The sequence below is a fragment of the Tersicoccus sp. Bi-70 genome, assembly GCF_001968825.1.
GTDB lineage: Bacteria > Actinomycetota > Actinomycetes > Actinomycetales > Micrococcaceae > Tersicoccus.
Genome location: NZ_MIEU01000010.1, coordinates 484761 through 505040, shown reverse-complemented (window position 1 = coordinate 505040; position 20280 = coordinate 484761). Strand labels below are relative to the sequence as shown.

The 20280-nt window shown below is 73.3% G+C and carries 17 protein-coding genes; 7 read left to right on the top strand and 10 right to left on the bottom strand.

The features are described 5' to 3' along the window. Nucleotides 1-11 precede the first annotated feature (11 nt). The 7 genes from secA to mtrA all read right to left on the bottom strand — a co-directional run bounded on the left by secA (nt 12) and on the right by mtrA (nt 10710). On the bottom strand, nt 12-2798 hold the full coding sequence (secA, locus tag BGP79_RS06270; RefSeq protein ID WP_076693741.1) for a preprotein translocase subunit SecA: 2787 nt from the start codon (nt 2796-2798) through the stop codon (nt 12-14). 97 nt (nt 2799-2895) lie between these two features. Then, nucleotides 2896-4137 carry a winged helix-turn-helix domain-containing protein gene (locus BGP79_RS06265; protein WP_076693740.1) on the bottom strand — a complete coding sequence of 414 codons (1242 nt, stop codon included), beginning with the start codon at nt 4135-4137 and terminating at the stop codon, nt 2896-2898. Nucleotides 4138-4300: 163 nt separating this feature from the next. Further along, nucleotides 4301-4981: a ribosome hibernation-promoting factor, HPF/YfiA family gene (gene hpf / locus BGP79_RS06260; protein WP_076693739.1), complete on the bottom strand. Its 681-nt coding sequence runs from the start codon at nt 4979-4981 to the stop codon at nt 4301-4303. 112 nt (nt 4982-5093) lie between these two features. Next, on the bottom strand, nt 5094-6146 hold the full coding sequence (locus BGP79_RS16875; protein ID WP_076693738.1) for a ComF family protein: 1053 nt from the start codon (nt 6144-6146) through the stop codon (nt 5094-5096). A gap of 85 nt (nt 6147-6231) precedes the next feature. Next, nucleotides 6232-7935, bottom strand: coding sequence for an LpqB family beta-propeller domain-containing protein (locus BGP79_RS06250; protein ID WP_076693737.1), 1704 nt, complete (start codon nt 7933-7935; stop codon nt 6232-6234). Then, entirely contained in the window at nt 7932-9980 is a 2049-nt protein-coding gene (mtrB, locus tag BGP79_RS06245) for an MtrAB system histidine kinase MtrB (RefSeq protein ID WP_076693736.1), read from the bottom strand. The genes BGP79_RS06250 and mtrB overlap by 4 nt, the downstream gene beginning before the upstream one ends. A gap of 52 nt (nt 9981-10032) precedes the next feature. Beyond that, nucleotides 10033-10710 carry an MtrAB system response regulator MtrA gene (gene mtrA, locus BGP79_RS06240; RefSeq protein ID WP_076693735.1) on the bottom strand — a complete coding sequence of 226 codons (678 nt, stop codon included), beginning with the start codon at nt 10708-10710 and terminating at the stop codon, nt 10033-10035. A gap of 270 nt (nt 10711-10980) precedes the next feature. On the opposite strand from mtrA, the gene BGP79_RS06235 reads away from it, so the two are divergent. Genes BGP79_RS06235 through BGP79_RS06210 form a run of 7 tightly spaced genes read left to right on the top strand, consistent with a single transcriptional unit; the run spans nt 10981 to nt 17502 of the window. Further along, nucleotides 10981-12240, top strand: coding sequence for a glycerophosphoryl diester phosphodiesterase membrane domain-containing protein (locus BGP79_RS06235; protein WP_076693734.1), 1260 nt, complete (start codon nt 10981-10983; stop codon nt 12238-12240). Further along, nucleotides 12237-12947: a DUF4129 domain-containing protein gene (locus tag BGP79_RS06230; protein ID WP_083701621.1), complete on the top strand. Its 711-nt coding sequence runs from the start codon at nt 12237-12239 to the stop codon at nt 12945-12947. Before BGP79_RS06235 ends, BGP79_RS06230 begins: the two co-directional genes overlap by 4 nt. Further along, nucleotides 12944-14293 carry a DUF4350 domain-containing protein gene (locus BGP79_RS06225; RefSeq protein WP_083701620.1) on the top strand — a complete coding sequence of 450 codons (1350 nt, stop codon included), beginning with the start codon at nt 12944-12946 and terminating at the stop codon, nt 14291-14293. Before BGP79_RS06230 ends, BGP79_RS06225 begins: the two co-directional genes overlap by 4 nt. Next, nucleotides 14290-15378 carry a MoxR family ATPase gene (locus BGP79_RS06220; protein ID WP_076693733.1) on the top strand — a complete coding sequence of 363 codons (1089 nt, stop codon included), beginning with the start codon at nt 14290-14292 and terminating at the stop codon, nt 15376-15378. Before BGP79_RS06225 ends, BGP79_RS06220 begins: the two co-directional genes overlap by 4 nt. Further along, the gene (locus tag BGP79_RS17025) at nt 15375-15497 is read left to right on the top strand and encodes a hypothetical protein (protein WP_255363062.1); all 123 of its coding nucleotides are present in this window, start codon (nt 15375-15377) and stop codon (nt 15495-15497) included. The genes BGP79_RS06220 and BGP79_RS17025 overlap by 4 nt, the downstream gene beginning before the upstream one ends. Next, nucleotides 15488-16780 carry a DUF58 domain-containing protein gene (locus tag BGP79_RS06215; protein WP_076693732.1) on the top strand — a complete coding sequence of 431 codons (1293 nt, stop codon included), beginning with the start codon at nt 15488-15490 and terminating at the stop codon, nt 16778-16780. Before BGP79_RS17025 ends, BGP79_RS06215 begins: the two co-directional genes overlap by 10 nt. A gap of 56 nt (nt 16781-16836) precedes the next feature. Beyond that, nucleotides 16837-17502: a DUF4166 domain-containing protein gene (locus tag BGP79_RS06210; RefSeq protein ID WP_076693731.1), complete on the top strand. Its 666-nt coding sequence runs from the start codon at nt 16837-16839 to the stop codon at nt 17500-17502. 154 nt (nt 17503-17656) lie between these two features. On the opposite strand, the gene BGP79_RS06205 is transcribed toward BGP79_RS06210, so the two are convergent. Genes BGP79_RS06205 through BGP79_RS06195 form a run of 3 tightly spaced genes read right to left on the bottom strand, consistent with a single transcriptional unit; the run spans nt 17657 to nt 20177 of the window. Next, a complete protein-coding gene (locus BGP79_RS06205) occupies nt 17657-18751 on the bottom strand; it encodes a hypothetical protein (RefSeq protein ID WP_076693730.1) in 1095 nt (364 codons plus the stop codon). Continuing rightward, nucleotides 18748-19182, bottom strand: a complete 435-nt coding sequence (locus BGP79_RS06200; protein WP_083701618.1) for a chorismate mutase — start codon at nt 19180-19182, stop codon at nt 18748-18750. Before BGP79_RS06200 ends, BGP79_RS06205 begins: the two co-directional genes overlap by 4 nt. Beyond that, a complete protein-coding gene (locus BGP79_RS06195; protein ID WP_083701617.1) occupies nt 19179-20177 on the bottom strand; it encodes a CPBP family intramembrane glutamic endopeptidase in 999 nt (332 codons plus the stop codon). The genes BGP79_RS06200 and BGP79_RS06195 overlap by 4 nt, the downstream gene beginning before the upstream one ends. Between the last annotated feature and the right edge of the window lie 103 nt (nt 20178-20280).

Here is a 20280-nt window from a genome sequence, read left to right as displayed (position 1 = left end):
TCTGCGGAACGTCAGCGCCGCTTCTTCTTGCTGGTCTTCCGGTTGGAGCCCTTCTGGGACGCCTTCGACGGCGCCGAGGTGCCGGTGGCCGAGGCAGGGGACCCGCTCGACCCGGAACCGGCCTGCGAGCCGCGCGTCGCGGTGGCCAGCGCCGCGGCGGCCCGCTCGACGTGCGTCTCGACGTCGCCGGTCTCCGTCGGGGCCGAGAGCTGCAGCTGCGCCGGGCGCTCGGGGGCCTCCAGGCCGGCCGCGGCGAGCGCCGCCTGGTCCGGCACGCCGTCCCCGTCCGTGTCGATCTGCTCGACCCGCACGTCCAGGTTGAACAGGAAGCCGATGGTCTCCTCGCGGATGGACTCCATCATCTGCTGGAACATGGTGAAGCCCTCGTTCTGGTACTCCACCAGGGGGTCGCGCTGCGCCATGGCGCGCAGGCCGATGCCCTCCTTGAGGTAGTCCATCTCGTAGAGGTGCTCCTGCCACTTGCGGCCGATCACCGAGAGCACGACGCGGCGCTCGAGCTCGCGCATGTTCTCGTCGCCGATGGCCGCCTCCCGCTTCTGGTAGGCGATCTTCGCGTCGGAGAGGATCTCCTCGAGGAGGAACTCGTGCTTGACGTTGCCCTTCCCGCCGGCCTCCTCGATGATGTCCTCCTGCGTGAGGCCCACCGGGTAGAGCGTCTTGAGGTTGGCCCAGAGCAGATCCCAGTCCCAGTCCTCGCTGTGGCCCTCGGCGGTCGCGGCCTCGACGACGTCCTTGATGACGCCGGTGAGGAAGTTCTCCACCATGCCCTCGAGGTTCTCGCCCTCGAGGATGCGACGCCGGTCGCCGTAGATGGCCTCGCGCTGCCGGTTGAGCACGTCGTCGTACTTGAGCACGTTCTTGCGCTGCTCGGCGTTGCGGGACTCGACCTGCGACTGCGCGGACTGGATGGCGCGGGAGACGATCTTCGCCTCGATCGGCACGTCGTCCGGGATGGCGGAGCTGTTCATCAGCCGCTCGGCCGCACCGGAGTTGAACAGGCGCATCAGGTCGTCGGTCAGCGAGAGGTAGAACCGGGACTCACCGGGATCGCCCTGCCGGCCGGACCGGCCGCGCAGCTGGTTGTCGATGCGGCGGGACTCGTGCCGCTCGGTGCCCAGCACGTACAGGCCGCCGAGCTCGAGGACCTCGGCGTGCTCCGTCTCGACCTCCTTGCCGGCCTTCTCCAGGGCGGCCGGCCACGCGGTCTCATACGCCTCGGGATTCTCGTTCGGGTCCAGGCCCCGCTCGTGCAGCGCCGCGATGGCGTTGAACTCGGCGTTGCCACCGAGCATGATGTCGGTGCCGCGGCCGGCCATGTTGGTGGCCACGGTGACGGCCTTCTTGCGTCCGGCCTGGGCGACGATCGCCGCCTCACGGGCGTGGTTCTTCGCGTTCAGCACCTCGTGCCGGATGCCGCGCTTGGCGAGCAGCTTCGAGAGGTACTCGCTCTTCTCCACGCTGGTGGTGCCGACGAGGACGGGCTGGCCGGCCTCGTGCCGCTCCGCGATGTCCTCGACCACGGCGTCGAACTTGACCATCTCGTTCTTGTAGACGAGGTCGGTCCGGTCCTCGCGCGCCATGCCCTTGTTGGTCGGGATGACGACGACGCCGAGCTTGTACGTGTTGACGAACTCGGCGGCCTCGGTCTCGGCGGTACCGGTCATGCCGGAGAGCTTCTCGTAGAGCCGGAAGTAGTTCTGCAGGGTGATCGTGGCGAGCGTCTGGTTCTCGGCCTTGATCTCGACGCCCTCCTTGGCCTCGATGGCCTGGTGGACGCCCTCGTTGTACCGCCGACCGGCGAGGATGCGGCCGGTGTGCTCGTCGACGATCAGCACCTCGCCGTCGAGCACGACGTAGTCCTTGTCGCGCTTGAACAGTTCCTTGGCCTTGATCGCGTTGTTGAGGAACCCGATCAGCGGGGTGTTCGCCGACTCGTAGAGGTTGTCGATGCCGAGGTAGTCCTCGACCTTCTCGATGCCGCCCTCGAGCACGCCGACGGTGCGCTTCTTCTCGTCGACCTCGTAGTCGACGCCGGCCTCCAGGCGCAGCACGACCTTCGCGAACTCGCCGTACCAGCGGTTCGCGTCGCCCGAGGCGGGGCCGGAGATGATCAGCGGGGTGCGGGCCTCGTCGATGAGGATCGAGTCGACCTCGTCGACGATCGCGAAGTGGTGGCCGCGCTGCACGAGCTCGTCCGGTGCCCACGCCATGTTGTCGCGCAGGTAGTCGAAGCCGAACTCGTTGTTCGTGCCGTAGGTGATGTCCGCCGCGTACTGCTCACGGCGCTGCGCGGGGTCCATGTTGGCCAGGATGCAGCCGGTGGACATGCCGAGGAACCGGAAGACGCGGCCCATCAGCTCGCTCTGGTAGCCGGCGAGGTAGTCGTTGACCGTGATGACGTGGACGCCCTTACCGGTCAACGCGTTGAGGTAGGCCGGTGCCGTGGCGACCAGCGTCTTGCCCTCACCGGTCTTCATCTCGGCGATGTTGCCCAGGTGCAGGCCGGCTCCGCCCATCAGCTGGACGTCGAAGTGGCGCTGGCCGAGCGTGCGCCCGGCGGCCTCGCGGACCGCGGCGAACGCCTCGGGCAGCAGGTCGTCGAGGGTCTCCCCGTCCTGGTACCGCTGGCGCAGGACGTCGGTCTCCTCGCGCAGCTCCTCGTCGGACATCTCCCGGAAGTCGTCCTCGAGGGCGTTGATCGCGTCGACGTACGACTGCAACCGCCTGAGCGTCTTCTTGTCGCCCGTGCGGAGAACCCGTTCGATCAGGGATGGCACAGCTGTTCGCTCCTGCGTGCTCGACTCGTCTGGACAGCGGCAGGCCGTGACGGCCCGCGCGCTGCGCCGAGTCTACGCGAGGCGGCTGGCCGGAAGCTCAGCGTTCGCTCACGGCCCGGGCGAGGCTCGCGGCCAGGTCGCCGCGAGGGGCGACGACGACGTCGCCGAGGCCGAGCCAGCCCGCCATCGTCGCGAGCTCCGCGGCCAGTTCCCTCGCGACCGCTTCCGGGCGCGGGCCGACCCCGGACGCGTCCGGCTCGGCGAAGGCGGCCTGGACGAGCAGGACACCGCGATGCCGGTCGGCCTTCAGGTCGACGCGGGCCACCAGCGCCTCCCCCAGCAGGAACGGCAGCACGTAGTACCCGTGCTCGCGGCGCTCGGGCGGGGTGTAGATGCCGATCCGGTAGTGGAAGCCGAACAGCTCCTCGACGCGTGGCCGGTGGAAGATCAGCGAGTCGAAGGGGCTGAGCAGCGCCCGGGCCTCGACGCGCCGGGGTCGCCGGGCGGCGGTGTGCAGCCAGTGCGGGCGGTCCACCCCGTCGACGCTGACGGGCCGGACGACACCCTGTGCGGCCAGCCGGCCGAGCGACTCCGTGGCGGCCTTGACCGGCAGCCGGAAGTAGTCGGCCACCGAGCGCGCGGTCGCCACGCCGAGCGCGCGGGCCGCCGCCTCGGTGAGCCGGTCGGCCGCCTCCGGCCGGCTGGGTTCGGGTACGTCCCGCAGCGCGGGCGGCAGCACCCGGTCCGTGAGCGTGTAGCGCCGCTCGAACTGCGGCGTCCGGCCGGCCGAGCCGACCACGCCCTGCTCGAAGAGGTGCTCGAGCACGCGTTTGGTCGGCGTCCAGTTCCAGCCCCAGGACACCCGATCCACCGCGTGATCGTGATCCAGCGCGGCGGCCAGGCCGGTCGCGGTCATCGGCCGGGACCGGCCGAGCACGTCGACGAGCCCGGCGGCGATGACCTCGTGCTCCTGCGCGGCCGGGGCGGACAGGCCCACCCACCGGCGCCGCTGCCACACCCGCAGATCCGCGAAGTGCTCGGGCCGGATGAAGCTGGCCTCGTGCGCCCAGTACTCCATCATGCGGCGGGGCTGCCGCTCGCTCAGGCGGGCGAGCAGGTCCCGGTCATAGGGGCCGAGCCGGGCGAAGACGGGCAGGAAGTGGCTGCGACTGAGCACGTTGACCGAGTCGATCTGCAGCAGCTGGATGCGCCGCAGCAGGGCGGCGAGGTGGGCGGTGGTGACCCGGCCGGCGGAGGGCCGCGCGTCGTGCGGCACCTCCAGGGCCTGCGCGGCGATCGCGATGCGTCGGGCGGCGGCGAGACTGAGCCGGTCGGTCACGAGCAGCGCCTCCTGGTGAGGGTTCCGGACGGGGTCCGGGCAGCGGTTCCCGGGTGAGGGTTCCGGACGGGGTCCGGGCAGCGGTTCCCGGGCGGAATCCTCCCGGGCAGCGGAACGGGCCGCGACCCGGAGGGTCACGGCCCGTTCGCCGATGCTACGCCGATCAGGCGGGCGTGCCTGCCGACCGGTAGGTCAGCTCCTCCTCCTGCACGTCGGCGTTCTCGTCGCACGCCTCGTCGAGCGAGATGACCCCGTACGTCCAGCCACGGCGCCGGTAGACGACCGAGGGGGTACTCGTCTCCTCGTCGATGAAGAGGTAGAAGTCGTGGCCGACCATCTCCATGGCGTCGACGGCGTCGTCCAGGGTGAGGCGAGCGGCCGGGAAGACCTTGCGGCGAATGGTGACGGGCGAATCGCCGCTCTGCTGGTCCGGCACGGTGTCGGCGGCACGGCCGTCGACGTCGTCCGCGGTCTGCAGGTACAGCGGCGTGTCCGGGCGGACGACCGGCAGGGAGGCGGTGGCCTCGTGCACGGCGGTGGGGCGCTGGTGGCCCTGGTGGTGGACCTTCTTGCGGTCGCGGGCCCGGCGCAGACGCTCGGCCAGCTTTCTGGCGGCGGCATCGAATGCGGCGAACTTGTCCTCGGACGCAGCCTCGGCCCGGATCACGGGCTTCAGACCGAGCACGGTGAGTTCGATGATGACCTCGGAGGGCTGCTTCGTCACCTTCGCCTCGAGGCGGTGCTTCTTCTCGACCAACGGTTCGATCTTGGCGATCTTCTCCTCCGCGTACTCGCGGTACCGGTCGGACACCGTGACGTTGCGACCGTAGATGGAAAAGTCCATGGTGATCTCCGCTCTGTAGTCGGTGACACAACGGCACCGGCTGATCCGACGGATGCCGTTCAGTGTTGCTTCCAACACCTGGCCCCCACGTTAGTTGAGCGGCACCGCATTTTCATCCGCCGGCCATCTGCCGGTCAGCCGGGAGGGCCCGGCCGCGCCCGGTCGCGGCACGTCCGCCCGGTCGTCCCGGATCCTGGTCGGGTCCCCGCTCGCGCCTCGTCTGCGGGGACGGCACGGCGGCGACGACGGCCGCCCCGTGCACGGCGATCCCGCCCGCGTCCAGGGCACGCCGGGCCTCGGCGAGCGTGGCCCCGGTGGTCAGAACGTCGTCCACGAGCAGCACGACACCGCCGGGCGGCAGCCGCGTTCCCGGCCGGGGTCCGGAGCGCATCCGCATGCTCCCGGTCAGCCGTCGCGCCCGGGCGCGTCGCCCGGCTCCGCGGTGCGCACCGCCGCCGGACACCCGTGGCCGCCACCGGGCGAGCAGGGCGCCCGGGCTTGGCGGGCCCGGCAGGTCCGGGGAGGCGCGGCCCGGGGCGGGCCACCACCGCACGCTCAACCAGGGCGCCAGGACCGTGCCCGGGGGCAGAAGACCCCGCCGCAGTGCCGAGCGCAGCAGCAGGCCGACCGGGTGGTAGCCGCGCCGCCACCGGGCCCGGCGGGAGCTGGGAACCGGGACGAGCAGCAGCGGACCGTCCCGGGGTGCGGCGCCGGGGCCGCCCGTGCGGGCGCGCGCCGCAGCGACCGTGACCGCGCGGGCGAGCGCGGCGGCGGCCGGGCCGGTGAGGTCCGTGCGGCCGTGGTCCTTCAGTGCCAGCAGCACGGCGTCGGTCCCGCCCCGCCGGTAGTTCCCGGCCGCGGTGACGGGAAGGACAGGGTCGACGGGCAGCCCGAGGGCCCCGTCCTCCGCGGCGAACGGCCGGTCCGTGGCGCGCCGCAGCCGGGCGGCGCAGCCCCGGCAGAGCGGGACGTCGATCCGTCCGCAGCCCGGACACCAGACCGGCACGAGCAGAGCCAGGAACGCGAGCACCGCGGCCTCGACCAGGTCCGCGAGCTTCCTCAGATGGCTGAATCGGCCGTGGGGGCCGCCACGGGGAGCACGGTGCCGTGCCGGCGTGCCGTCGTCGATGCCATCGTTCGTGCCATCGTTCGTGCCGTCGCCCATCCGGCCAGCGTGCGCGACCCGGGCCGTCGGGGACAGGTCGGGGAATGCGCCCGTGGACGACGCGCGCCTGGGGAGGGAGAAGCGGTCAGCCGGCGAAGGCGGTGTCGAGCACGCCGGTCGCCTGGTTGGACCAGCTGGTGTCCACCCGGACCAGCAGTTCCTGCCCGAACTGCAGGTAGATCTCCTGGGTGCCGTTGCCGCCGGCCAGCGACGTCGCCCCGCGTACCGGCGCGAGTTCCTGGGCCTGCCCGTCGAGGGAGAGCACCTCGGGGGTCACGCTCGCCTTGTCCGAGGCGCCCATCACGACGATCTCGGTGTCCCCGATCCACACCCCGGTGTTGACCGTGTGCGCGGACCGGATCGGCAGTGCCGAGGTCAGTTCGCGCGGCGTCCCGTCCGCGGCGCGGCGCACGCCACTGATCCAGATCGAGGACTTCCCGTCATCCACCGTGACGATGAGCGCGCGGGCCCCGTCGCGGGACAGGCGCAGGCTCGTGATGGTCCGACCGCGCAGCCACGGCGCGCTGACCTCGTTGACGCCGCCGCCGGGCCGGGCGGCCTGGGCGGTGTAGACGAGGCCGGCGCCGGAGCCGTCGGCGGTCCAGAGCCAGTCGAACGGGTCGAACGACGGGCGGGTCAGCGCGGAGCCGGTGAAGACGGTGCCCCGCGTACCGTCGGTGGACCGGCTGATCAGCCGGCGCCGGTCGGAACTGAGGTAGGCGAAGCGGCGCTGGTCGTAGCTCATCGCCGGATCGATCGGCTTGTCCGAAGCGACCGAGCCGACGCCGTCGATCGGGCGGTAGCCCCCGCCCTGGTAGAGCACCAGCTCGTTGCGCACGACGGCCACCTGACTGGCCGGCACCTGCTTCTCCTTGACCGGGGCGCTGCGGGCCGCCTCCCCGGCGTCGATGTCGAGGGGGCGCTGGTTGATCAGCAGACGGACCGAGCTGATGCTGTCCAGGACGCCCACGAGCGTGCCGGAGAGCTGGTTGAGCATCCGTTCGCGCTGCTTCTGGTCCGACGAGTCGAGCACCTGCTGCGGCAGGTCCACCTCCGCGGCGCCCGAGACGATCGGCACGGACGGCGTGTTCAGGGTGGTGCCCTCGGGGAAGGCGCTGACGACGGCGCCCTTGAGGTAGTCCGCGGGCCCGTTCAGGAGCACCCGCACGAGGGACGTGGTGACGCGGGGGCCCCGGACGAACCAGCGCACGTCCGGCACCGCGTACGTGTAGGTGGGGTCGTAGAAGGCGAGCGAGTAGGAGTCGAACAGCAGACCGAAGTCGCGGACCTGCAGCATGATGCCGTCGGGGATCTTGTTGATCCGCCACTGCCCGTCGACCTTCTGCAGGGTGACGTCGAGCGACTCCGTGGCACCGTCGGCCGCGTTCCGGTAGATGCCCTGGTCGTCGACCGTCGCGGTCACGGCCATGACGATCCGCACGGTGCCCGCGGCCGGGGTGGCGACGACGCGCGGCGTCGACGAGAGGACGAGCGTGCGCTGGTCCGGCTTCCACGTGCTGGAGAGCCCGGGCGTCAGGAAGCTGCGGGCGACCGCGTACTCGTCCTGGCTGCCGACGCCGGCGCGCACGAAGCCCTGCACGATCGCCTGCGGGGACCCGTTGTCCTGCGGCCCGGCGGGGGCCGGGCCCTGCTGGTTCTGCTGGCTGGCGTTGCCCGAGTCCTCGCTGAGCCCGACCGGCCCGTTCGTCGGGATGGAGGAGCACCCCGTCAGCGCCAGGGCGGCGGCGATCGCGAGGGCCAGGACGACGCGGATCGGTGTCGTGCTCATCGCGATACCCCCCGCCCGGTTCCGCCGGCCGGCGTGCCGGCCCGCTCGGCGTCCGCCGGGCCGTCCTTCCCCTGCCCCGCGCCGGCAGCGCCGGCAGCGTCGGCCGCGGCCTCGGGAGCACGCTCGTCGACACCGCGCTCGTCGACACCCCGCTCGTCGACACCGCGCTCGTCGACACCCCGCTCCCCCGCGGCCATCGCCGCGAGGTCGGCCGGGGGCGGCCCGGGACGGGCGTCGACCGTCTCCGCCGCACCGGTGTCGCCCCGGACGACGATGGACGCCCCGGGGTCGGAGGGGTCGAGGATGACGGCGCTCGTTGTGGTGTCCACGGCCGGCACGGGGGCGTCCGGGGGTTCGAGGGCCAGCGGCTCGTCCACCAGCTCCTCCCCGCGACGCCGCGGCAGCAGCACCCGGAAGTTCGAGCCGTGGCCGGCCATGCCCCAGGCCTGCAGGCGGCCCTGGTGCAGGTTGACGTCCTCGGTCGCGATGGACAGGCCGAGGCCGCTGCCACCCGTGGTGCGGGCACGGGCCGGGTCCGCCCGCCAGAACCGGTCGAACACGTGGGCGACGTCCTCGGGCGTCATGCCGATGCCGTGGTCGCGCACCGTCACCGCCACGACGTCGGCGGTCGCGGCGACGTGCACCTGGATGGGCCGGCCCTCCCCGTGCTCGATGGCGTTGACCAGCAGGTTCCGCAGCACCCGTTCGATCCGCTTGGCGTCCATCTCGAGGACGCAGGTCGGATCGTCGAACTGCACCTCGATGGCGGAGCCGACGTTCTCGGCGAGGATCGCCGTGCCGTCCTGGACACTGCGCACCACCTGGTTCAGGTCGGCGTCGCCGATGTCCAGGACCGCGGCGCCGGCGTCGAACCGGGACATCTCCAGCAGGTCCGCGAGCAGGTTCTGGAACCGTTCCACCTGGTGGTAGAGCAGTTCGGCGGAGCGCTTGTTGATCGGGTCGAACTCCTCGCGGGCGTCGTAGAGCACCTGGGAGGCCATCCGCACCGTCGTCAGCGGGGTCCGCAGTTCGTGGGAGACGTCGGAGACGAAGCGCTGCTGCATCCGCGACAGCTCGGCCAGGGCAGTGATCTGCTCCTGCAGGTTGCCGGCCATGTGGTTGAACGACGCGCCGAGGCGGGCGAGCTCGTCCTCGCCCTCGACGTTGATGCGTTCCTCCAGCTGGCCCGCGGCCAGCTTCTCGGCCACGTCCGCGGCGTCGGAGACGGGGGCGACGACGGCGCGGGTGACGAACCAGGCGATCGCGCCGACGGCGAGCAGCAGCACGGCGCCACCGACCCAGAGGGCGCCGTGGATGTAGCTGAGCGTGTCCTGCGCCTCGGAGAGGTTGTAGATCAGGTACAGCTCGTAGTTGGTGCCCGGGGGAACGCGGACGATCCGTCCGACGGCGATCGCGGGCACGTCCGAGGAACCGACCGGCAGGGCGATCGACTGGTAGTACTGCCCGTCGTCTCGCCGGACCGCCTGGCGCAGTTCCTCGGGGATGGTCGCGGACGTGATCTGCGAGTCGTCGCTGCGGGCCGTCTCGACCCAGCGCTGGCCCTGCTCCCCCGGCTTCTGCAGCAGCAGGAACATGCGGCGGGTGGAGCCGCTGTCCCCCTCGAGCACCTTCAGGGTGTTGTAGATGGTCTGCTGGCCGGTGGCCTGGTCGTTCGTCTCGGCCCGGTCGAAGATGGCCTGCACCTCGTCGAAACCACGCCGTGACTCCTGCTCGGCCTGGTAGAGCCGCTCGCTGAACAGGGCCGAGGAGATCTCGTGGGAGAGGAACGCCCCGACCATCGCGAAGGCGATCAGGGTCATGCCCATGGTGAGCAGCACGGTGCGGAACTGCAGGGAGTGCCGCCACCGGGAGACCAGCTTGATGCCGCCGGACCGGGTGGAGCGCCACAGGCGCTCGACGCTCGTGCGGCGGGGTCGGTGGCGGAGCAGCCGGATCCGGTGCGAGCCGGTTCCTTGGGGTCCACGATCGCCGGACCCGGTCGGCAGCGACGGCCGATCCGTTCCGCGGGTGCTCGTCGCAGACACGTTCTCTCCCCGTTCCTTCACGCCGGGTCCGAACCGGCGTGGGGTCACCGCGTCAGCTCTGTCCGGCCTTGTATCCCACGCCCCGGACGGTCAGCACGACCTCGGGAGCCTCGGGATCTCTCTCAATCTTGGACCGAAGGCGCTGAACATGCACATTGACCAGCCGGGTGTCGGCCGCGTGCCGGTACCCCCAGACCTGCTCCAGGAGCTGTTCACGCGTGAACACCTGCCACGGCTTCCGCGCCAGGGCGACGAGCAGGTCGAACTCGAGCGGCGTGAGGGCGATCGTGCGGGAGCCGCGGCGCACCGAGTGGCCGGCGACATCGATCGTCACGTCCGCGACGGTGAGGGTCTCCGGTGCACGGGTGTCGCCCGGCCGCAGGCGGGCCCGGACCCGGGCCACCAGCTCGGCCGGCTTGAACGGCTTGGGCACGTAGTCGTCGGCGCCGGACTCGAGGCCGCGGACGATGTCCGAGGTGTCCGACTTGGCGGTCAGCATCACGACGGGCACGTCGGACTCGCTGCGGATCTGCCGGCACACCTCGATGCCGTCCAGTCCCGGCAGCATGAGATCGAGCAGCACGAGGTCGGGCCGGCTGTTGTGGAAGGCCTCCAGGGCCTGTGCGCCGTCCGCGCAGAAGGACGGGTCGAACCCGTCGTTGCGCAGGACGATGCCGATCATCTCGGCCAGCGCCTCGTCGTCGTCCACCACGAGAATGCGTCCCTTCATGCCCTCCATCCTCACAGACCCGAGGCCGTTTTCCGTGTTCCCGGCCCTCGACGGCGAGGCGTGCGCACGGTCGACGGCGTCCCCCGCGGGACCCGACGAGCGGCCGGAGGGTGCCGGGGGCGACGACGGCCCCGGCACCGGTCGACCCGGCGCGGGTGGACGACGCATCGCTGCAGGTCAGCGGATGCTGGTCTGGCGGTGGGGGGCCGGATACGCTCGGGGCACGGGTCGGCTGCCATGGGCCGGCACCGGACGAGGGGGACATGACGCATGAGCGAGAACGGGTACCGGGACAGCGGCGGTTGGGCCGCTCCCGGTGGGGGTCAGGGGGACGGATCCTCGCGCGCACCGGGCTGGAGCGGAGCACCGACCGGCGAGAACGCCCCCACGGGCTGGGGAGCGGCGCCGGCCGGCTGGAACGCGCCCGGACAGAGTGGGAACGGCCAGGGCTGGAACGGCCACGGTGGGAACGCGCAGGGTGGCGGGCAGGGCTGGTTCGCCCCACCGAAGCCCGGCGTCATCCCGCTCCGGCCCCTGTCCGTCGGCGAGGTCCTCGACGGTTCCCTGCAGGCGGCCCGGCGCAACGCGAAGGCCATGATCGGCTCCTCGCTGCTCTTCAACGTCGTCATGGGCCTGCTCGTCATCCTCTTCGTCCTCACCGCCGGCGCACCCTTCCTGCGGATCGCGTCGATGGGGGCGAACTCCTCGACGTTCTCCCGCTCCGAGGCCTCCTCGCTGCTCGCCTCGATCCCGATCCTGCTGATCGGTGAGCTGCTGATCGCCGTCCTCGCCCTGGTCGGGGGCGCCGTGCTGCAGGGCGCCCTCGTGATCCCGGTCTCGCGCGCCGTCCTGGAGCAGCGCACGGGGTTCCGGCAGATGTGGGGCCTGGTCCGGCCGCGGATCGGGGCGCTCATCGGTCTGGCCCTGTTCCTGGCCGGGATCGGTTTCGGGGCGAGCATCGCCCTGATGGTCGTGCTGTTCGCGGTCGGTGCGGTCATCTCCTCGACGGCGAACGACGCCACGGGCGCCATCATCGTCTTCCTCTTGACCATGCTGGCGCTCGCCGTGCTCGCCGCGTGGGTCGGCACCCGGCTGAGCGTGTGCGGTGCCGTGGTGGTGCTGGAGAAGTGCGGCCCTGGGCAGGCGCTCGCCCGGTCCTGGCGGCTGACGAAGGGCAACTTCTGGCGGGTGTTCGGCACCCTCCTGCTCACGGTCGTCCTCGTCTACGTCGTCTCCGCGATCGCCGGGGCGCCGCTGCAGTTCGCCCTGCCACTGCTCACCGGCGTCCTCGCCCCCACCGGTGCGGGCCTCGGGTCCGGGGCGGTGGGCCTGCTGATCGCCCTGCTGGTCGCCTACCTCGTGCTGACGACGCTCGTCGGGGCCCTGACCACCGTCTTCCTGGTCGGGGTCACCTCCCTGCTCTACGTCGACCTGCGGATGCGCCGGGAGGGCCTGGACATGGCCCTGATGGCCGAGCACGACCGTCTCGCCTCCGGGAGCCACCCGAGCGCGCTGCCCGGGACCGCGTGATCCTCCCCGGGCCGGCGGCAGCCCTGGGCGCGGCGCTCCTGCTGCCCGTCTCCCTCGTGCCCGCTGACGTGCCGGTGGTGCCCGACGACGGCACCGCGCGGCGCTGGGCGCAGGACGAACTGGCCCGGCCCGAGTACCAGGACGCCAAGCCCGGGGTGGTCGAGACGGTCCTCGACGCCATCGGGCGCTGGTTCAGCGACACGGTGAACGGGCTCCGTCCCTCGGGCGCGAACCCCTGGTTGGTCGTCGTCGTGGCGCTGCTGATCGTGGGGATCGTCGTCCTCGTCCTCGTGGTCCGGCCGCGGCTGAACCGGGCGGCCGCCCGCCGCACGACTGTGTTCGACGGGGACCGGCCGATGGACGCCGACGGTCACCGCGCGCTCGCCGCCGCCGCCGCGGATCGCGGCGATCACGCCACCGCCGTCATCGAGGCGTTCCGCGCCCTGGTGCGGGCCGCGCAGGAACGCACGGACCTGCCCGAGGGCGACGGGCGCACCGTCGACGAGGTGACGCGCGACCTGTCCGCGATCTTCCCGGCCGAGCACGACGCCGTCGCCGCCGCGGGGCGCCGGTTCAACGACGTCCGGTACGGCGACGCCCCCGCGACCCGGGAGGACCACGCGCTGATCACCGCGCTGGACGGCCGTCTCGCCCACGCCCGTCCGCTCCGGTCCACCGTCGCCGCCGCACCGGCGGTGCCGCGATGAGCCACCCGGCACCGCCCACCGGCACCGCGCCGGAGCAGCTCGGCGACGACCGCGCGACCGGCGGTGCGGTCGTCCGCAGTGATGCGTCTGCCGGCACCGCGTCCGCCGGCACCGCGCCCGGCAACACGGGCGCCTCCGCCGGTGCCCGGACCGCCACCATGACCGGCGACGGCGTCACCTGGCGCACCACCGCGGTCCGCCGGCTGCGCGCGTGGCGGTTCTGGCTCGTCGTCGCCGCGATCGCCGTCGCCCTGGTCACGGTCACCGTCCTGCTGCGGGGGACCGGCACCGACCGCGGCTCGCTCTCCCCCGACAACCCCGCCCCGGAGGGCGCCCGCGCCGCGTCCCGCATCCTGCAGGCGCAGGGGGTCACCGTCACCCGGGCGGATCACCTGGACGCGGCACTCGACCGCGCGGGCAGCACCGGCGGAGACGGCACCCTCCTGCTCGACGACCGGAACGGCATCCTCTCCACTCGCCAGCTGGACCGCCTGGCGGACCGGGCGCGCACCGCGGGCACCCGCGTCGTGCTGCTGCAACCGGACCTGCGGATCCTCACCGCGCTCGCCGACGGTGTCCGGCTCGGCGGCGTCGTCAGCGACCCGTCGACGGACCGCGCCCTGAGCGCCGACTGCGCGGTGCCGGCCGTCCGTGCCGCCCGGGAGGTCGACCGCACCGGCCGGCTTTACCGCGGACCGGTCACCTGCCTGCGCAACCGTGCGGACTCGACGGCGGACGGCGGCGTGTACGTGCAGAGCGACGGCGGCCGGATCGTCGTCCTCGGCGGCGCGCAGACCCTCAGCAACGACCGGCTGGCCGCCCACGGCAACGCGGCCCTGATGCTGCACACGCTCGGCGCCCGCCCCCAGCTGACCTGGTACCAGCCCACCGTGCGGGACCTTGAGGCGACCGACCAGAGCCGCACCCTCGCCGACGTCACCCCACCCTGGGTCACCCCGGTCTCCGCGTGGCTGCTGTTCACCGCGGTGCTCGCCATGCTGTGGCGGGGCCGCCGCGACGGGCCCCTGGTGCGCGAGCCGCTGCCCGTCGTCGTCCAGGCCGCCGAGACCAGCCGCGGCCGGGCCCGGCTGTACCAGGACGCGGGCGCCGCCGAGCACGCGGCCGCGACCCTGCGGGCCGCGACCCTGGTGCGTCTCGGCGAACACCTGCGGCTGGGCCACGCGCCCGCCGCGGAGGCGATCGTCGAGGCCACCGCCACCGCGACCGGGAGGACCGTCCCGGACGTCGCCCGCCTGCTGACCGGCGAGCTGCCGACCCGCACCGCCGACCTGTTGTCCTACACCACCGCCCTGACCGACCTCGAGACGGAGGCCCTGCGCCGATGAGCGAACACCCGCACCCGCCCGCACCCGACACCACGCCGAGCTTCTCCGCGCCCGACGCCGCCGCGGCCGCACCGAGCACGGCGCCCGAGGTCCCCGGGAACGACCGCCGCGACGGCCACCACCCGGACCCGTCCGGAGACGCCGCGCGCGAGGCCCTGCTCGCCGTGCGCACCGAGGTCGGCCGCGCCGTCGTCGGGCAGGAGGGCACCGTCACGGGTGTCCTGATCGCCCTGCTGTGCCGCGGTCACGTGCTGCTGGAGGGCGTGCCCGGCGTCGCGAAGACGCTGCTCGTGCGGTCGCTCTCCGCCGCCCTGACGCTGCAGACCACCCGCGTGCAGTTCACCCCGGACCTGATGCCGGGCGACCTGACCGGTTCGCTCGTCTACGACGCCCGGACCAGCGACTTCACGTTCCGGCCGGGCCCGGTGTTCACCAACCTGCTGCTCGCCGACGAGATCAACCGGACGCCGCCCAAGACGCAGGCCGCCCTGCTCGAGGCGATGGAGGAGCGGCAGGTCTCCGTCGACGGCGTGTCCCGTCCGCTGCCGACCCCGTTCATCGTCGCCGCCACGCAGAACCCGGTGGAGTACGAGGGCACCTACCCGCTGCCGGAGGCGCAGCTGGACCGGTTCCTGCTCAAGCTGACCATGGACCTGCCCGGCCGGGACGACGAGATCGAGGTGATCCGCCGGCACAGCGCCGGCTTCGACCCGCGGGACCTGGCCGCCGCCGGGGTGCGGGCCGTCGCCGGGGCCGATCAGCTGGCCGACGCGCGGGCCGCGGTCGGCCGGGTACAGGTCTCCCCCGAGGTGCTCGGCTACATCGTCGACGTCGTCCGGGCCACCCGCTCGGCCCCGTCGTTCCAGCTCGGTGTCTCCCCGCGTGGGGCCACCGCCCTGCTCAACACCGCCCGCGCGTGGGCGTGGCTGAACGGCCGCGGGTACGCGACGCCGGACGACGTCAAGGCGCTCGCGCTGCCGACCCTGCGCCACCGCGTGGCCCTGCGGGCCGAGGCCCAGATGGACGGCGTCTCCGCCGACGGGGTGCTCAGCAGCATCCTCGCCACCGTGCCCGTGCCCCGATGACGGGTCCGCTGGGTCCGCGCGCGGTCGACGCGGGTCCCGCCACGCTGCGCCTGATCACGTTGCGCCTCGTCACTCCTCGCGGGATCGAGCACGACGCGGAGGCCGACCCGTGGCCCTGACCGGTCGGTTCATCCTGCTCGCCCTTGCCGGGGCGATCGTCGTGCTGCTCGCCCCGGGTCCGCTCACCCTGCTGCTCCTGGCCGGGGTGCTCGCCGTCATCGCCGCCGTCGATCTCGGCCTCGCCGTCTCCCCGCGCCGCATCACCGTCGCCCGGGAACTGCCCGAGAGCGTCCGGTTGACGGAGACGGCGGTCAGCGCCCTGGTGCTGACCAACCCGACGGACCGGACGCTGCGGGCTCGCGTGCGCGACGGCTGGCAGCCCTCGGCCGGCGCCGTCGACCCGCGGCACCGCGTCGTCATCCCCGCCGGGCAGGCGCGCCGCGTCCGCACCACGCTCGTGCCCGTCCGCCGCGGCGACCGGCACAGCCCGCACGTGACCATCCGGTCCGCCGGACCGCTGGGGCTGGCCGCCCGCCAGGTCACGATGCCGCTGCCGGGGATGCTGCGCGTGCTGCCGCCGTTCCACGCCCGCCGCCATCTGCCGTCCAAGCTGCGGCGGCTGCGGGAACTGGACGGCCGTGCCGCGGTGCAGATCCGCGGCGCCGGCACCGAGTTCGACTCCCTGCGCGACTACGTCCGCGGCGACGACGTCCGGTCCATCGACTGGCGGGCGACCGCCCGGCGGCAGGCCGTCGTCGTGCGCACCTGGCGCCCGGAGCGGGACCGGCGCGTCGTCATCGTGCTCGACACCTCCCGGACCGCGGCCGCCCGGATCGGCGACGAGCCCCGGCTGGACACCGGGATGGAGGCGGCGCTGCTGCTGGCGGTGCTCGCCGACCGCGGCGGTGACCGGGTCGACTTCCTGGCGGTCGACCGGCGGGTGCGGGCCCGGGTCGGCTCCGCCGACCCGGGCGAGCTGCTGCCCTCCCTCGTGCAGGCGATGGCGCCACTCGAGGCCGAGCTGATCGAGGCCGACTTCTCCCGGCTGCCGGGGCACATCGCCGCGGTCAGCGCCCACCGCAGCCTGGTCGTGCTGCTGACGTCGCTGGACTCGGGGGCCGCGGAGGAGGGGCTGCTACCGGTGCTGCCGGCCCTGTGCGAGAAGCACGTCGTCGTGGTGGCCGCGGTCCGCGACCCGCAGCTCGACGAGACCGCCGCCGAGCGCGGCACGATCAGCGAGGTCTACCGGGCCGCCGCGGCCGAGCGGACGCGCCTGGAGCGGGCGGCGATGACGGCGCAGCTGCGGCTGCTCGGCGTCGAGGTCGTCGACGAGTCCCCGGCGCTGCTGCCGCCCCGGCTCGCGGACGCGTACATCCGGCTGAAGGCGGCCGGCCGGCTCTGACCCGGTTGTCCGTATCAAGGTCACTGGGCAGGATGATCCCAGCAGGAGGAGGACGCATGAGCGGATCGCTCTACGAGCAGGTGCTGGGCGAGCGGTACACGGACCTGCACCCGCGCGTGCGGGAGTACTTCGCCCAGCCGGCCGGCACCGCCGTCCGCCACGACGGGGTGTTCGACGTCGCCGGCTGCACCGTGCCGGCGCTGCGGCCCGCGTTCGCCGCGCTGGCCGGCGAACAGATGTTCTTCCCCGAGTACGGCGAGGGTGTGCCGTTCAGCATCGTCAACCGCTCCTACGTGGACGAGGCCGGTGCGCCGTGCCTGGCCGCCGAGCGGATCCTCGACTTCGGTCACCGCACGCGGCGGTTCACCGATCTGTGCCGGCTCGGCGTCGACGGCGTGCTGCTGGACCTCGTCGGCACGCACCACCTGCTCCGCACGGGGCTGCGCCTGTCGGTCACGGACACCGGGGCGATGCGCCTGGCCTCGACCGCGGCGTGGGTGGGGCCGCCGAGCACCGGTTCGTCGACATCGCCGACGCCGACGCCGCGGGGACTGCCCGGCCTGCGGATGCCGCGCGTCCTCGCTGCCGGCGCATACACCGAGCAGGGGTTCGACGACGCCAGCGGCCGCTTCACCATCCAGACCCGGGTGATCCAGCCGCTGCTCGGCACCCTGTTCGTCTACGCGGGCACCTTCGACGCGACCCCGCACCCGGTCCCCTGACGCCCGGTCCTTTCCGCCGGCCCGGCCCGGCCCGGCGAGATGGTCGGCCGCCAGTTCGTCGCCAGCTCGTCAATGGATGTCCTGGAAAGCGCTTCCACGACCCTCCGGTGAGCATCTATCGACGAGCTGGCGGAGGGAGGGACACCGACACCAGTCAGGCGTCACGGGCGGTCGTCTCGAGGGCGTCCGCCGTCGCGACCAGCCGGCGCAGCAGTGCGGGCAGCCGCCCGGCGTCGGGCGCTCCGCCCGGGGACCGCGTGCCGGTCAGGGCACCGGCCGGCGTGCGGACGGTCACCGTCAGCTGGGACAGCCGCGTCGCGGACACGCCGAGACGCCGCCACGGGTCGAGGATCTGACCGGCCAGCTCGCTGACCTCCCGCAGTCCCCGGGTTCCGCGCTGATCGGACCCGGTCGGGTCCAGTCCTGCGGTCAGCGCACCGCCGTCGTCCAGGTACTCGCCGAGGGCGTCCGGCGCGGTGCTCAGGGCCGTTGCCGGCAGGGCCAGCGCGTCCGCCCCGATCTCGCGGGCCAGGGCGAGCGGCAGCGCGGTGGGTTCGACGGCGATCACGACCTGGTCGGCTCCCGCCACGCGCGCGGCCTCGACGGTCTGCTGCAGCGTCTGGCGCACCTCCGACCGGTCCACGGCGCGCAGGGTGCGGAACCCGCTCGCCGTCGCGACGGTTCCGGCGAGCACGGCGTCGAGCGCGGGTTCGTCGATCCGCAGGGTGATCGCCGCGCCCGGCACGGCGGTGCGCAGGGCGGCCAGGTGGGTGGCGAGCCCGGTGGCGAGGGACTCGACCAGGTCGCGGCGGGCGCCGTGGTCGCCGAGCACGCGCTGCCCACCGGCGAGGTCGATCATCGTCGCGAGGGTGACGGGACCGAGGACGCTCACGCCGAACCGGGCGGCCGGGGACTGGTCCGCCCCGGCGAGATCGGCCAGGACGTTGACGTCGGAGGCCAGCAGGGAGCGGGACCGGCGCAGGTCCTCACCGGGCCGTGCGGCCACGCGCCAGCCGTGGGGTCCTGCCTCGACCGGCAGATCCTCGAGCAGGGTCGCGGCCCGTCCGACGGCGTCGGCCCCGGGACCGCGGTCCGGCAGCAGGGGCAGGGACGGGAGGTGCTGGTCACCGAGCTCCCCACGGATGGCGGTCAGCGCCCCGGGCAGATCGGTGCCGGCGACGACGGTCGGACCGGTCGCGGTGACCGTGTCCGGTGAGGCGGCCGGAGTGGAGGTGGGCTCCGGGCTCACGCCCGGAAGTCCGCGTCGGCGGTGCGGCCCGTGGCGGGTGCGTCGGGAGCGGAAGCCGCGGTGGCGGCCCGTCGCGGGATGACCGGCAGCGGCGCGGTGCCCTCGGAGATCGCCTGGTGGTGCCGGATGACTTCCTCGATGATGAAGTTGAGGAACTTCTCGGCGAACGCGGGGTCGAGGTGCGCCTCCTCGGCCAGCCGCCGGAGCCGAGCGATCTGCATCGACTCACGCGTCGGGTCCGCCGGAGGCAGCCGGTGCTCGGCCTTGAGCACGCCGACCCGCTGGGTGGCGCGGAACCGCTCGGCGAGCACGTAGACGAGGGTCGCGTCGAAGTTGTCGATGCTGGACCGGATCTGGAGCAGCTCGTGCATGACCGCCGGGTCCACGTCCTCCCCGAGCGAGCTGGCGGACGGGTCGAACGAATCCATCATGGGTCCAGTCTAGGGGCGCGCAGTCCGGTGCCGGTCCCGCCCAGCGGCCGCCCCTGCACGGGGGCGAGCCACGGCGTCCGGTCCAGCCGGAACTGCCCGCGCCACGCCAGCAGCGCGACCAGCAGCGCCGGCAGCAGCCATCCGGACCACCCGAGGATCGTCGTCGTGAGCGGACTGAACGTCGTCCCGTAGGCGAGGAAGACGAGCGGGAAACCGGCCGCGGCGTTGATGGCGCCATGGGCCACGGCCGCCGGCCAGATCGACCCGGTGCGCAGCCGCAGCCAGCTGAGCACGGATCCGATGACCACCGCGAAGCAGATCATCGCCAGCACGCCGAGCCACGCGGGACCGCCCGGGTAGTTGTAGCCGAGCAGGATCAACGGCGCGTGCCACAGTCCCCACAGCGCGCCGGAGACGACGACGGCGGTCGGCACCCCGGCGGGCAGCAGCGCGGGCAGCAGCCAGCCGCGCCAGCCGAGCTCCTCCCCCAGCGCCGGGACGACGTTGACGAACGCGCCGATCAGCACGTTGAGGAACTGCAGCGCCACGACGGTGCCCAGGCTCACGCGGGACAGCGCCGCCGGGGCCACCTGCTCGAGGTAGGCCCGGAACCCCGAGAAGCCGGTCGGATCGGCGTGGTAGAACCCGAACAGGGCCCCGACGGCGAGCGCCCCGAGCACGAGGACGATCGCCAGCACCACGACACCGAGCAGCAGGAGCACGAAACGCCCGACGGGGCGCACCTGGCTGAGGCCGAGGGAACGCGGGATGGAGTCCGGCCGGTCCACCCAGCGGCTGACGACCAGCGCCGCGATCCCGGGCCCGAGCATGTAGACGAGCAGCAGCACGGACAGGGCGGGGCTGCGCAGGCCGCCGGCCGAGGCGAGGCCGAGTCCCACCAGCCAGGAGAAGCCGAAGGCGATCGCCAGGAAGACCAGGATCGGACGCCGTCGCAGGCGCCCTCCGGTCGAGTACGCGGTCGGGTCCACAGCCATGGATCGAGCGTACCGGCGGGCGGAAACCTCCACGCCACGCCGCGCGATGTTGTCCGCATCGGCTCTCACCCGGCTCCCGCGCGAGTCGTAGGGTCGGCACACC